General features: G+C 39.5%; 11 protein-coding genes. All 11 read left to right on the top strand.

Going from position 1 to position 13,414, the window contains the following annotated elements; translation table 11 throughout:
* The first annotated feature begins 194 nt into the window (after positions 1 to 194).
* The 11 genes from KME09_14880 (at position 195) to KME09_14830 (ending at position 13,397) form a co-directional block, all read left to right on the top strand.
* Positions 195 to 2,381, top strand: a complete 2,187-nt coding sequence (locus KME09_14880) for a polysaccharide biosynthesis tyrosine autokinase (protein ID MBW4535217.1) — start codon at positions 195 to 197, stop codon at positions 2,379 to 2,381.
* A gap of 24 nt (positions 2,382 to 2,405) precedes the next feature.
* Positions 2,406 to 3,743, top strand: coding sequence for a flippase (locus KME09_14875; protein ID MBW4535216.1), 1,338 nt, complete (start codon positions 2,406 to 2,408; stop codon positions 3,741 to 3,743).
* 90 nt (positions 3,744 to 3,833) lie between these two features.
* Complete coding sequence (locus tag KME09_14870; GenBank protein MBW4535215.1) at positions 3,834 to 4,667, top strand: sulfotransferase domain-containing protein; 834 nt, start codon at positions 3,834 to 3,836, stop codon at positions 4,665 to 4,667.
* Positions 4,668 to 5,032: 365 nt separating this feature from the next.
* Positions 5,033 to 5,893 carry a methyltransferase domain-containing protein gene (locus tag KME09_14865; GenBank protein MBW4535214.1) on the top strand — a complete coding sequence of 287 codons (861 nt, stop codon included), beginning with the start codon at positions 5,033 to 5,035 and terminating at the stop codon, positions 5,891 to 5,893.
* A 386-nt stretch (positions 5,894 to 6,279) separates the two neighbouring features.
* The gene (locus tag KME09_14860) at positions 6,280 to 7,536 is read left to right on the top strand and encodes a glycosyltransferase family 4 protein (GenBank protein MBW4535213.1); all 1,257 of its coding nucleotides are present in this window, start codon (positions 6,280 to 6,282) and stop codon (positions 7,534 to 7,536) included.
* A 476-nt stretch (positions 7,537 to 8,012) separates the two neighbouring features.
* A complete protein-coding gene (locus KME09_14855) occupies positions 8,013 to 9,281 on the top strand; it encodes an O-antigen ligase family protein (protein MBW4535212.1) in 1,269 nt (422 codons plus the stop codon).
* Positions 9,282 to 9,305: 24 nt separating this feature from the next.
* A complete protein-coding gene (locus KME09_14850) occupies positions 9,306 to 10,313 on the top strand; it encodes a hypothetical protein (GenBank protein ID MBW4535211.1) in 1,008 nt (335 codons plus the stop codon).
* Between the two features lie 179 nt (positions 10,314 to 10,492).
* On the top strand, positions 10,493 to 11,455 hold the full coding sequence (gene nadA / locus KME09_14845; GenBank protein ID MBW4535210.1) for a quinolinate synthase NadA: 963 nt from the start codon (positions 10,493 to 10,495) through the stop codon (positions 11,453 to 11,455).
* A gap of 273 nt (positions 11,456 to 11,728) precedes the next feature.
* Positions 11,729 to 11,923 carry a hypothetical protein gene (locus tag KME09_14840; protein ID MBW4535209.1) on the top strand — a complete coding sequence of 65 codons (195 nt, stop codon included), beginning with the start codon at positions 11,729 to 11,731 and terminating at the stop codon, positions 11,921 to 11,923.
* A 117-nt stretch (positions 11,924 to 12,040) separates the two neighbouring features.
* On the top strand, positions 12,041 to 12,901 hold the full coding sequence (locus tag KME09_14835; GenBank protein ID MBW4535208.1) for a hypothetical protein: 861 nt from the start codon (positions 12,041 to 12,043) through the stop codon (positions 12,899 to 12,901).
* 31 nt (positions 12,902 to 12,932) lie between these two features.
* Positions 12,933 to 13,397, top strand: a complete 465-nt coding sequence (locus KME09_14830; protein MBW4535207.1) for a lipocalin-like domain-containing protein — start codon at positions 12,933 to 12,935, stop codon at positions 13,395 to 13,397.
* Positions 13,398 to 13,414: the final 17 nt, after the last annotated feature.

Raw genomic sequence — 13,414 nt, 5'->3', positions numbered from 1 at the left:
TTAATATTCTCTAAGCAAATTTTTAGTAGTTTTAAATGCGATCCTGATAAAGCTTGATAAGTTGATGTAATTAGTAAATCTACATTGATTAATCTGGAGGTAAACTATCAACACCATTATTGACAGCAGGGTGGCTGATTAAACCAAAACTTAAATAGACAAACAAGACAAGCAAGTTAGGGGGAAAACTTTTTATGACTTCCAACGTAAATTTAGATGAATATCTCGACTTTTACAAGTATTGGCAGGTTTTAAAGCGTCGCTGGGTGCCAGCGTTAGTAACGTTTGCCAGTGTAGTTGGAGTAGCTACTGCTGGCTCATTTTTGTCACCACCAATATACGAAGCTGAAGCCGAACTCTTGATCGAAAGCGACAACACTAGTAGACTGACTGGTCTTGAAGATAGCTTAGGTAAAATTGAAGGCTTAACTATTGATAGTAATCCTGTTACTACTCAAGCGAGAATTTTGCAGTCTCGACCAGTTGTTAAACAGTTAGTCAAAGACCTTAACCTCCGAGATGATGAAGGCAAGTTGCTAAAGTATGAAGATATTGTTGAAAATTTAACCATTGAGCCAATAGTTGGCACAGATGTTTTACAAGTTAGCTATAAAAACAAAAATCCTGAAATCGCCGCTTTAGCAGTCAATAAACTAATTGAGCTATATATTAACGCCGATGCACTCAACAACAGCTCCTCTAGTGCTGCTGCTGGAAAATTTATTAACAAGCAGCTACCCCAGGTGGAAGCAAACCTGCGCCAAGCAGAGGCAAACTTGCGAGAGTTTAAAAATGAAAATAGAACTGCCAGCCTGGGGGAAGAAACCACCGCGAACATCACCTCCATTAGCAGCGTTGCCAATCGACTAGACGAAGTGGTCGCTAAAGCAGAAAACGTTAATGCTCGCTACGACCGCTTAAGCGCCCAGTTAAATATGACCTGGCAAGAAGCCTCCGCTGTTAGCGCTTTGAGTCAATCTTTGGGAGTTCAAAAAGTTTTAGAACAGCTACAGGGTGTCAAGATTAAACTGGCGCAAAAACGCAATTACTTATCTAATCAAGCCCCCCAAGTGATTGCCCTACAGGAAGAAGAAGCTGATCTGACTCAATTACTAAATCAACAAATTGCCAATACTTTAGGCTCGTCGTCAGAAAATGTATTGTCAAAAGTAAATATTTTAAGTCTAGGAGAACTTAAACAGGCTCAGATTGCCGAATTTGCTGATTTAGGTTTACAAAAAGAGGGTCTAGAAAAAGAGATCGCTGCTTTAACTAACACTAAAAATACTTATCAGCAAAAATCTGATGATTTACCTCGCTTACAGCAGCAACAAAGAGAGCTAGAACGAAAGGTAGAGGTTGCTCAATCTACTTTCCAAACCCTGTTGAAAAAGTCCCAAGATACAGGAATTATTGAACAACAAAAAATAGGTAATGTTCGTCGAGTTTCCGATGCGGAAGTTCCTGAAGACCCTGTTGCTCCGCGCAAAAAAATTATTATTGCTGGTGCTGGCATCATTGGTATATTTTTCGGTTTAGCAGTAGCATTTCTGCTAGATCTTCGAGATGAAACGATCAAAGATACTCAAGAGCTTAAGCGTCTATTACCCTATCCCCTAGCTGGTGTGATTCCCGACATTAATCTTATTGATGAAGACAGGCAATTGCTGTTACCTGGTAGCTTAAATGCTAACGCCAAACTGACTAATTTAGCGATGGTTAATATGACTTTGCCACCCATTAGAGAGGCTTTTCACAATCTTCAGATCGAGTTAAATTTGCTCGATAGTAATGTAGCTCACAAAGTTATCCTGGTTACTAGTGCCATAGCAGGGGAGGGTAAATCATCAGTTTCTGCCAATTTAGCTGTAGCCCAAGCACAGTGTGGTAAGAAGGTTTTATTAATTGATGGCGACTTACGTCGTCCAACTCAACATGTTTTATGGGAAGTGATGAATGTTTCAGGTTTGACTGAAGTATTAGAGCAGAAAATAGCTTGGGTAGATACTGTCAGTGAGATGATGCCAAATCTGGATGTGATGACTTCGGGGAATATACCCAAGCACCCTATTTCTCTCCTCAATTCATCGATGATGAGAGCCTTTATTCTCAGTGCAGGCGATCGCTATGACTGTATTATTATTGATGCACCTCCTGTAGTTGGGCTAGCCGATATCAAGATCTTGGGTAAACTAGCCGATGGGTTGCTTTTTGTGGTTCGTCCTGGAGTGGCGAATTACGCTAGCCTCGAGGCAGCCAAAGAAGTATTAACAGACTTTAATGTTTTGGGAGTTGTTGCTAACGGAGTTGACCTAAACAATGAATCTTATGGTTATGAGTCTTATTATCCAGATCGCAAGTACCTTGAGGCAGCAAATTAACAGGGTAAATGCAAGAAGGTTAAAATGCTTGATAAATTAAAATCAGCAGACCAGAAATTAAGCCCAGGATTCAGAAAAATCATTCGTAATATCGGTTGGTTATCTGCTGAGCGTTTGATTAGAATGGCGCTGTCTTTTATCGTCGGGGTTTATGTAATTCGTTATTTAGGGCCCGAACAATTTGGCAAACTGAGTTATAGCACCAGCTTTGTTTTTTTGTTTCTTGCCATTACTAAACTAGGATTAGACGAAATAGTCGTACGCAATCTAGTTAAACAGGAAGATACTAGCGCCAAAATTTTAGGTACAGCTTTTGTCCTTAAACTAATTGGATGTGTGCTAGCTTTCTTTATTGTGAGCGCAGGAATTATCATCTCCACCGATGATTGGCTAGTACGTTGGATGACGATCATCATTGCATTTAGCATGATCTTCACCTGTTTTGACATCTTAGATCTTTGGTTTCAATCCCAAGTATTATCTAAATCGATCGCCATTGTCAGAAGTATTCAATTTGCGATTAGTTCCCTAGCTAAATTGGGCTTTATTTGGTTTCACCTACCGCTAATTTCCTTTGCTTATCTATTTGTCGCTGATACCATAATTAGGGCAATTGGCATGACTTGGGTATACCTCAAGGATCAACAGCAGCTAGTTGGTCGTTGGCAGCTCGATAAATCCATCGCTGTTGATTTACTCCTAAATTCTTGGCCACTAATTTTATCGGGAGCAATGGTGACAATCAACATGAATATCGATCAGGTTATGTTGGGCAACATGTCTACTAGTGAGGAACTTGGTAATTATGCTGCTGCGGTCAAGTTTTCTGAGGTCTGGTATTTTATTCCGACGGTAATTTGTTCTTCGGTATTTCCCGCCATTGTTCAAGCCAAACAGCAAAGTAGAGTTGAATATTATGCTAAGATGCAGCGGCTTTATGATTTTATGTCATTCCTCTCTTTAAGTATTGCCCTTGCTGTTGCTTTTACTTCTAAAAATGTTTTAACCAACCTGTTAGGAGCAGAATACTCTAGTGCTGGCACTATTTTGCTCCTGCATATCTGGTCAGGAATTTTTATCTTTTTTGGGGTAGCTCGTGGTAACTGGCTGGTGATCGAAGATATGACTCGTCTGAGCTTAATTACACAGCTGATGGGCGCTGTAACCAATGTGGTTCTGAATCTATTTTTAATTAAACAATCTGGTGCGATCGGCGCAGCTATTGCAACTCTAATTTCTTATGCTGTTTCCTCTTATTTAAGCTGTATGATTTTTCCTGCCATGCATCAAACAGGATGGATGTTAACCAAAGCTTTATTAATACCATTTAGGTTCAAAAGTTTACTACCCTCGTCAAAATAATTTGATCTGAGTATTTATTGAGTTAAGCGTAAAGCTTAAAATAAACTATCTTATGCAGCAGCTAAAGTTTCAAACTAGAAGCAAATATTTATGAGATCTTTAAAGACTAACATCGGTACTAAAGTAAAACAAACTTTGGGAATTCAGCCTCATTCGGTGGGTAGAAAATTAACTGTTTTTCCTGATGATGTTTTCTTAGTTTCCTATCCAAAATCGGGTAATACTTGGATTAGATTCTTGATAAGTAATTTACTTTATCCAGAAGTTGATATTACCTTTGCCAGTGTCCAAAACATAATTCCTGATATTTATTTGGCATCTAACCGCGAACTACTACAAATTTCTCGATCGCGTATTTTAAAAAGTCATGAATATTTTGACCCTAGATACAAAAAAGTTATTTTGATTACCCGAGATCCAAGAGACATTACTCTTTCAGCCTACTTTCATTTTCTTAAATACGGTCGGATTACTGAAACAACTTCTCTAGAAGAGTTTAGTCAGGGGTTTTTATCAAATCACTATCATTTTGTGAGCAAGTCCAATCCTTTAGGTTCTTGGGCGGAAAATACAGGTAGCTGGCTTGGGGCGATGAAAGATAAAAATCATGACAACTTTTTATTGCTACGCTACGAAGATTTTCAAACCGATATTACTATGCAGTTAGCTAAAATTACTAACTTTATGCATCTAGATTGTTTAGAGTCCGATCTTAATTTGGCAATCGAAAAAAGTTCGCTCAAAAGAATGCGTGAATTAGAAAGTACACAAACAGATGTGTGGCCAAATAAGTATACGAAACAAAACATTGCCTTTGTTCGCGAAGCTGTTTCTGGTCAAGGTCGTGTAAAATTACCTCAATCCGTGGTACAACAAATTGAATTTCTTTGGGCAAATACTATGAAACAACTAGGTTATTTATAGTATCAAATATAATTGTCTTGATTTTTTATTAACTTAAATCGCCCAACTTTTAGCTATATAATCGTTAAAAAATGACTATATAGCTCAATCTAAAGTAAAGATATTGCACCAAACAAAAGTTTGATTAAATATATAGCAATATTAGACAATGTTAGGATGTTTTTTAACTAAAATCTATTACCTATTACTTGTTATCTAAGAGCCGATCACCCTAATTGTCTATCGCTAACTTTGTACAGCTATAAATAGTTGGAAAAACAGTTTTAAACTAAAATAATAAATAAAAATGAATTTTAGTTGTAATATTTGTTAAATATAAATCTACAAATAATTTAATAATTCTCAGTTTTTATAGATAATTAACTATGAAATACAACCAAGTCAAGAGTGACCTTAAATATTTAAATTTGGGCTGCGGATATCGTTTTGACGGTAAGTGGACTAACGTAAATTTTGCAGCTACTGGAAAGGGCGTGATTTCACACGATTTAGGTCAAGGTATTCCTTTTAACGATCAAACGTTTGAATTAGTGTACCATTCTCATGTACTAGAACATTTTTCCCAAGCTGCTGCTAAATCTTTTATGCAAGAATGCTGTCGAGTATTACGCCCTGGAGGAATTTTAAGAGTTGTTGTTCCCGACTTGGAGCAAATTGCTCGTTTCTATCTAGCATCCCTAGAGAAAGCTGCTGATTCAGCCGAATGGGCTGCCAATTACGAATGGATGATACTAGAGTTACTGGATCAAATGGTGAGAAATAGTCGTGGTGGTGATATGGCAATCTATCTTGCTCAATCAAAAATTCATAATCAAGAATTTGTTTTCGAGCGTTTTGGTTTGGAAGCCAGCAAACTAAAACAAGTTCCCCAAAGCGATCGCTCTGCTAAATTGTTAGTCAAGCAAATTAAAGCCTTTGGCACCAAGGTGCATCAGCTATTGCCCAAACCTCTGGCTAGATTTTGGACAGCCCTAAAAATTGGCTACTATCGTCAAAATGGAGAAGTTCATCAATGGATGTACGATCGCTATTCGCTTTCCATCTTGCTGAAAAATTGCGGTCTAGAACAGATAGTACAGCGTACAGCTAGTGATAGCTATCTCGACAACTGGAGTAGCTTTAATTTAGACACTGAATCTAATGGCAAAATCTACAAACCAGACTCTTTGTTTATTGAAGCAGTGAAGCCACTAGATCATGATGAAAAGGTAATGAGTAATGGGTAATGGGTAATGGGTAATGGGTAATGAGTAATGAGTAATGAGTAATGGGTAATGGGTAATGGGCATTGGTGACAAGTTAAGGGACTACGTTGTTTGTCAATCGTTTTTAGCTTCTAGCCTCTAGCCTCTAGCTTTTGAGGGATTTTGAAGGAAAGCTTCTTCAAAGAGTGGCGAGCGCGAATTTAGTCTAGCTTTAATCCATATTTTAGTTGTCAGCAATTCAATCGTTACTTGTTACTTGTTACTCGTTACTCGTTACTCAGTTGACAACTAGCTCTTTTGCTTAACTTGTCACCAATGGGTAATGGGTAATAAAGTTTTAGCAAAATTAAACTGCTTACCACAATGTTATTTTTGAGAATCGGATTTAGGATCAAACTAATTTGTCAATGAAGATTGCATCCCTTAGCACGTTTGATAATCAAGGTGGAGCTGCTCGTGCGGCTTATCGTCTGCATCAAGGTTTAAATCAGATTGATGTCGAATCTTGGATTTTATGTCAATCAAAATTTAGTCAAGATCCCAAAGTTATTGGGGGGAAAACTTCTTCAGGAATTGAACAGGTAAAAACAGGACTCAGGCTGAGTTTAGATCAGCTGCCACTAAAACGCTATCGTCACAAAAGTAAGCAGCTTTTTTCGCCTCACTGGCTAGCTTCTAAAATAGATAAACAAGTTACTCAATTAAATCCTGACATTATTAATTTACACTGGATCAGCGCGGGCTATCTAAAAATCGAGACTATAGCTAAGTTTCAATCGCCTTTAGTTTGGACACTACACGATATGTGGTCTTTTACGGGAGGATGCCACTACAATCAATCCTGTGATAAGTTTACTACTGCTTGTGGGGCTTGTCCTCAGTTAGGCAGTACTAGAGAATTAGATTTATCTCGCCAAATTTGGCAACGCAAACAAAAAGCCTGGAGAAATCTAAATTTAACGGTTGTTACCCCTAGTCGATGGCTGGGAGACAATGCCAAAGCTAGTTCTTTATTTAGCGATCGCCGAGTTGAAGTTATTCCCTATGGTTTAGATACAGATACCTATCGACCAATAGACCAAGCAACCGCCAGAAAACTGTTAAAGCTACCCCAAGATAAACAATTGGTATTGTTTCTTTCTCTCAACGCCACTAGCGACGAGCGTAAGGGATTTCATTTACTACAGCCAGCTTTACAGCAATTGAGTCAATCAGGTTGGCAAGACAAGCTAGAACTGATGGTGGTAGGCTCATCTCCTCCAGAAAATCCGCCAGAATTAGGATTTAAAGCACATTATTTAGGAATCTTGACAGATGACTTGACTCTAGCATTGGTCTACTCGGCAGCAGATGTTTTTGTGGCTTCTTCTCTCCAAGACAATTTGCCCAATACTGTCCTAGAAGCGATCGCTTGTGGTACTCCCTGTGTAACATTTAATATTGGTGGAATGCCTGACATGATTGAACATCAGCAAAATGGCTATTTGGCTCGTCCCTTTGTCATCGAAGATCTAGCTCAAGGAGTTAGATGGGTACTAGAAGATCCAAGCAGACTACAGAGCTTGGCTGACTATTCCCGCACTAAAGCCAAACAGGAGTTTTCTTTGAAAATTCAAGCTCGTCGATATCAAAATCTTTACCAAGAAATATTAGCCGACTGCTAATTGCTCTGGTGAATTGCGATCGCTAACCATAAAACCAATAAGCAAGAAGAAAGTAATAATATCGTATTATGAAGCCAAGATCGGGCTAAATACCGATCGGGGTCAAACACTATTTATACCAATTCTCTATTAAAATGCATTAAATCAGATTTGACTCCTTTGCCCCAACAGCGCGATTATTCAAGGCGAAATAAATTCGCCGAATCTCGCGCTCAAACTAAGCGGGATAAAGGTCTTTGTCCTAAAGGATTCCCTAAAGGGCGACACGGAGTTAGTACCCTTGCGGTATACACCTTCGGACGATGCGAAGCGAGTGCTTTAGTATAAGCTTCGCATCCGTCTTTGCGTCTTTGCCCCAAACTAAGCGGGGTAAACGTCTTTGCGCGAGACTTACGATCAAAATATTAAATGCAACATTAAAAAAAAATAGTATTAGGACATCAGTTTAACCGCCAGATTTATAGCTAAAAAACACCATGCTCGGACTACAGCAGCTCTCGATTCACCGTCGCCTAGTTGAAAAACTAGAGATAGTAGTGACGGTTTTCTGGTTAATCTACTTTCTTGATGTCAATATCCCCCCTCCACTTCCCCCTGGAATTATTAATGCTCTAAGCTATCCTTTTGTCGCTCTATTAGTTGCCTTGCACTGGAAAGAGGTGGCCTATATTGCTACTAGAAATATAACTCTGTTGTTATTTTTAGCAGTGGCAATGTTCTCGCTATTTTGGTCTGCTGATATGAGCAGCACTTTTGATATTAATCGGGGTTTATTACGTACCTTTCTCTTTGGTGCCTATTTTACGGCTCGCTATAGCCTCAAAGAGCAGATGAAGATCCTCGCCTGGGTACTGGGTATTGCTGCGGTATTAAGCTTGTTAGCCTGTTTAGGTGTACCGAGCTATGGGATCAAAGAAGACGGCTGGCAAGGAATTTTTCCTTATAAAAACTATATGGGACGGGCGATGGTTTTAGGCGGAATTTTACTATTAATTTTAGCTCTAGACAATGCTCGCAACTGGTTGTGCTGGGTCGGTTTGGTCATAACCTTATTTTTGGCGATCGTTTCTCAAAGCTCCACAAGCGTATTACTCTTATTACTTCTGTTTGCACAAATGCCCCTTTATCTACTAATCAAACAGCAATATCGAGTGCGTGTAATTTTGCTCAGTCTGGTATGTATTGTACTTAGTGCGGTAATCATGGTGATTGTGGCACAGCAAGAAACAATCTTGGTAAATATTTTGGGGGAAGGAACAAACTTTAATGGTCGTACCCCCATCTGGACGATCGTAATTGATACCGTATCTCAGCAGCGACCCTGGTTGGGCTATGGTTATGGAGGTTTTTGGACTTCAGATGCAGGAGCGCACGTAATTGCTAATACCTGGGCATCTGATCGGGGAATTGTCGAGAGTTTTAATGCTCATAACGTTTATATTGAAATATTCGCTGATTTGGGTTTAGTGGGCTTAATTTTATATGGAATTGTCTTGATTAATGTTGCAATTAAAGGCATGATTTTACTCTTGGCGAGCAAAAAAGTTGAATATTTTTGGTTATATCAGTTCTTAATGTTTATGACATTAGCGGGTTTAGCTGATGTTGGTCTGGGATTTGGCGCGACTAATGCTTATGGCATCCTCGCCATAGCTGTCTGTTTATCAGTCTCTTTAGAATATCAACGTTTACAGAAAAAACAGTCCCTCAAACGAGTGCCTAAAATCACCACTCAACGGTTTTAGTTGAAAGAAGGAAAAGAAAATAAAATGTCCCTACCGTTAGCTTTTATTATTTGTACCGAACCTGGTCGATTAGAAAAACAGTCACAAATTCTCGCTGCAAGTATCCGTAAGTTTGGTGGCAAATTCAAAGATACTCCTATTTATAGTTTTCATCCCCGTAAAGGCTCGCCTGTAGCTGACGAAACACTGAAACAGTTCGCTGTATTAGGAGTAGACCATCAACAAGTTATCCTGAATGTAAAATATCACGACTATTATTTAGCGAATAAACCTTATGTCTGCGCCTATGCTGAAGCAACTATTGATGCTGAAATTTTAGTGTTTTTAGACAGTGATAAATGCATTTTTGCTGAACCAACAGAATTTTTACTTCCCAGTAATTACAATATTGGTCTAAGGGTCGAATATGGTAGGGGTATTGGCTCAACAGGTAGTCAAGATATTCAGGATGATTACTGGCAACAACTTTATCAAACTGTGGGCGTGAAACAGGAAAGATTTGTCTGCACGCCGATAGGGAAGAAAATAATTAGAGCGTATTGGAATTCAGGGATAGTTGCTGTGCGCCAAAGAGCAGGTATTTTTACAGCTTGGAAAAATAATTTTGAACAGGTGATGCAGGCGAAAATTGTTCCTAAGCAGGGTAACTATATGATTGAGCAGTCTACTCTCTCAGCGACAGTTTGCGCGTTAGAAGAAGAGGTATTTACCTTCTCTTCTGCCTATAGCTATCCTTTACCATTGCACAATCGTTTGTCACCAGAATTTAAATTAACTAGCTTCGAGCAAATCGTTTCAATTCACTATTTTGGTATGTTCTACTATCGTACTTGGCAAAAAGAATTGGACAAACTCAAAATCGATAAGAAATCGGCGAATTATGAGTGGCTGCGTCAGACAATAGCCGAATACGATCTAGACTATAAACCAATTACAACTAAATACTATTATTTACTAAAAAAAATTGAAAATAAACTAAGACAATTCAATCTTAAAATTAATATCTCTGAATTAATTAAGCCAAATAGCTAAAGATAGCTAAATAGTCCGTGTCAGTACTTGGGCAAAAGTTTCAAGCTGACTACATTAATCTGGAAACATCACTTTGAATAATGGTGAGATATACTATAATAAAGTTATAGTAAAAATTACTATAATTAGCAACTAAATTAAATTTTTTAAACTTTTAAACCGATCGAGATCTAAAAACTATGTTTACCGCAGCTAAACCGAAGATTAATTCCCCCCAAATTCCTAGTGATTTGTTTGGCGCAATTAATGAACTGAAAAAAGAACTTAATGCCGTAATTCTGGCTCACTATTATCAAGAAGCTGATATTCAGGATATTGCCGATTATTTAGGTGATTCTTTGGGTTTGTCGCAGCAGGCTGCTGATACTGATGCAGAAGTGATTGTCTTTGCTGGGGTGCATTTTATGGCGGAGACAGCGAAGATTTTGAATCCCGATAAACTTGTGTTGCTACCAGATTTAGAGGCGGGTTGCTCCCTGGCTGATAGTTGTCCAGCCGATGATTTTAGAGCTTTTAAAGCCCAACACCCCGACCATATTGTTATTTCCTATATCAACTGTACCGCCGAAATTAAGGCTCTGAGCGACATTATTTGTACTAGCTCCAATGCGGTTAAGATCGTCAATCAGATTCCTCTAGATCAACCGATTATCTTTGCTCCAGATCGCAATTTAGGTCGCTATGTCAGCGAGCAAACAGGCAGAGATTTGGTATTGTGGGACGGTAGCTGTATTGTTCACGAAACTTTTTCTGAAAAAAGAATTATTGAATTAAAACTTGAGCATCCAGCCGCCGAAATTATTGCTCATCCCGAATGTGAACCCGCTCTATTGCGCCATGCAGATTTTATTGGTTCCACTACCGCCTTATTAAACTACGCTCAACAAAGTCAAAGCGATACATTTATCGTAGCAACTGAACCAGGGATCATTCATCAAATGGAAAAAGCTGCTCCTCAGCGACAATTTATTCCAGCACCAGGGATGAACAACTGCGCCTGCAACGAATGTCCTTATATGCGATTGAATACTCTAGAAAAGCTTTATCTGGCGATGAAAAATAAAACACCCGAAATTACTTTACCTGAAGAAATTCGTGTGCGTGCCTTAAAACCAATTCAAAGAATGCTAGAAATGTCTTGATTAATGTCAGTAGCGCATTAATTGATCGTGTCGCCTTCACAAAGAACTTGACCGTGAACCTCCGCGACGCAAAGTTAGTGCTTTAGGGCCAAGGCTTTTCGCACTTCGCGTCCTTCGCATCGGGTGCGGACTAACCATCTAAACCTATCCAAAAGCCGTAGTTTCCTCACAGAATCCTCACAGTTCTTCCCTACCGTCAAAGTAAACGCATTGTAGTTTTGGAAGACTGTTTAATTCAGTTGACCTAGAGCTAATACACTCACAGGTAATTTCATGGCACATAAATTAGAAACCCTTGCCAAACTCTACCTAGAAGGAGAATCAGTCGAAATCTCAGACATAGCTCAACAAAAACTCTGTGAGTGGCTCATGGGTGAGTTTCAACAACTGCCGATTAATCCCCTTAAAAATCCAAATCAAATATGCTCACTGGAATTTTCCAAGAGCCAGTTAGAGATCGCACCATAACGCAATCGCTCAATTTAGAAGGTAATAAACAAGCTAATTTCACCGCTCATGGAGGGATAGATAAAGCAATCTACATCTATCCAGACATTAATCACTTAGCTAAAAAGGAGTTAAATTATGCAGAAGATTACGCTTGACAATATTACTCAAGCTGTTGTCAATCATGGCGATCGCGGTAAATCTCACCCACGACTATATGAAATTTACACGAGCTTGATTCAACATTTGCATGACTTTGTGCGTGAGATGAATCTGACTGAATCAGAATTGCAGCAGGGACGTGATTTTCTCAACCAAGCAAGTCATTACACTCAAGAGATTTCCTCTGGCGAGATCCATATGTTGACGGATCTACTCGGAATCTCAGAGTTGGTAGAACTACTACACGATGCCCATCATGGCACAGAGAGCAATTTAGAAGGGCCGTTATATGTGCCGAATGCACCTGAACGGCAGATGGGCGATCGCTTAGGCCTCGATCCAGAAGGAGACTCGCTTTTCCTGTCAGGTAGTGTTTTGGATTTAAATGGTCAGCCGATCGCCAATTCTTTGATTGATGTTTGGCAACCGAATTCTAAGGGACTGTATGACATTCAGGATTCATCTCAACCGCAGGGGAATTTTCGGGGATGTTTTACAACTGATATCAGTGGCAAGTATCAGTTTGAAACCGTTGTGCCACTCGGTTATAATGTGCCAGCCAGCGGTCCATCGGGCGAGTTACTGCGACTGCTAGGACGGCATACCTGGCGAGCAGCTCACGTCCATTTCAAACTCAGTGCGCCACAGTACACTCCGCTGACAACCCAAATTTTTATGGCTGGTGATCCTCACCTGGATTCAGATACAACCTTTGCAGTGCGCTCGGCGATCGTTCAATTGCAAAAGCACGAAGCACCAGAGGAACTCAAGGCGCGGAAGCTAAGTAAGCCATTCTACACAACCGAGTTTGATTTTGTGTTGAAACCCATTACTTGAGCGGAAACTTATCAAGCAACGACTAAACTTTATGTCTACACCATCGATTCAAAATAATTCTCTGATTGGCATTTGGAAGTTAATTTCTGCAACTGCTATTCATGCTGATGAAACGGTGACACCAGAAGTGTATGGAGCAAATCCAACTGGCTACATTACCTACACCTCAAATAGTCATATGATGGTGATGTTTTCTCAGAGCGATCGCTCACTGCTGAGTCAAGAGGTGCGATCGCCATTGAGTCAAGAGATGCAATCCCTACCTGTTGAAGAACTGGCTCAAGCGTTCACGACATTTAATGCTTACGCTGGAACTTATAGGCTGAGTGGCAACACAGTAATTCACCAGATCGAAATTGCATCGATTCCTAATCGGGTTGGTACAACGTTAGTTCGCACCTTTACTCTGAGTAAAAGCCGACTGACACTGAAAACGTCGCCAGCGTTAAATGATGGTGTTGAAACAGTTTTCGAGTTGGTGTGGCAGCGCATTTAATCGTTCAATACTCATTC

The sequence above is a fragment of the Pleurocapsa minor HA4230-MV1 genome (assembly GCA_019359095.1).
Lineage (GTDB): Bacteria > Cyanobacteriota > Cyanobacteriia > Cyanobacteriales > Xenococcaceae > Waterburya > Waterburya minor.
Note: the sequence above shows the minus strand (reverse complement) of the source record. Positions and strands in the feature narration are given on the sequence as shown.

What these genes read in the sequence shown, in the direction of transcription:
- KME09_14880 (MBW4535217.1), top strand. Translation starts at nt 195, where the DNA reads ATGACTTCCAACGTAAATTTAGATGAATATCTCGACTTTTACAAGTAT.
- KME09_14875 (MBW4535216.1), top strand. Translation starts at nt 2,406, where the DNA reads ATGCTTGATAAATTAAAATCAGCAGACCAGAAATTAAGCCCAGGATTC.
- KME09_14870 (MBW4535215.1), top strand. Translation starts at nt 3,834, where the DNA reads ATGAGATCTTTAAAGACTAACATCGGTACTAAAGTAAAACAAACTTTG.
- KME09_14865 (MBW4535214.1), top strand. Translation starts at nt 5,033, where the DNA reads ATGAAATACAACCAAGTCAAGAGTGACCTTAAATATTTAAATTTGGGC.
- KME09_14860 (MBW4535213.1), top strand. Translation starts at nt 6,280, where the DNA reads ATGAAGATTGCATCCCTTAGCACGTTTGATAATCAAGGTGGAGCTGCT.
- KME09_14855 (MBW4535212.1), top strand. Translation starts at nt 8,013, where the DNA reads ATGCTCGGACTACAGCAGCTCTCGATTCACCGTCGCCTAGTTGAAAAA.
- KME09_14850 (MBW4535211.1), top strand. Translation starts at nt 9,306, where the DNA reads ATGTCCCTACCGTTAGCTTTTATTATTTGTACCGAACCTGGTCGATTA.
- nadA (MBW4535210.1), top strand. Translation starts at nt 10,493, where the DNA reads ATGTTTACCGCAGCTAAACCGAAGATTAATTCCCCCCAAATTCCTAGT.
- KME09_14840 (MBW4535209.1), top strand. Translation starts at nt 11,729, where the DNA reads ATGGCACATAAATTAGAAACCCTTGCCAAACTCTACCTAGAAGGAGAA.
- KME09_14835 (MBW4535208.1), top strand. Translation starts at nt 12,041, where the DNA reads ATGCAGAAGATTACGCTTGACAATATTACTCAAGCTGTTGTCAATCAT.
- KME09_14830 (MBW4535207.1), top strand. Translation starts at nt 12,933, where the DNA reads ATGTCTACACCATCGATTCAAAATAATTCTCTGATTGGCATTTGGAAG.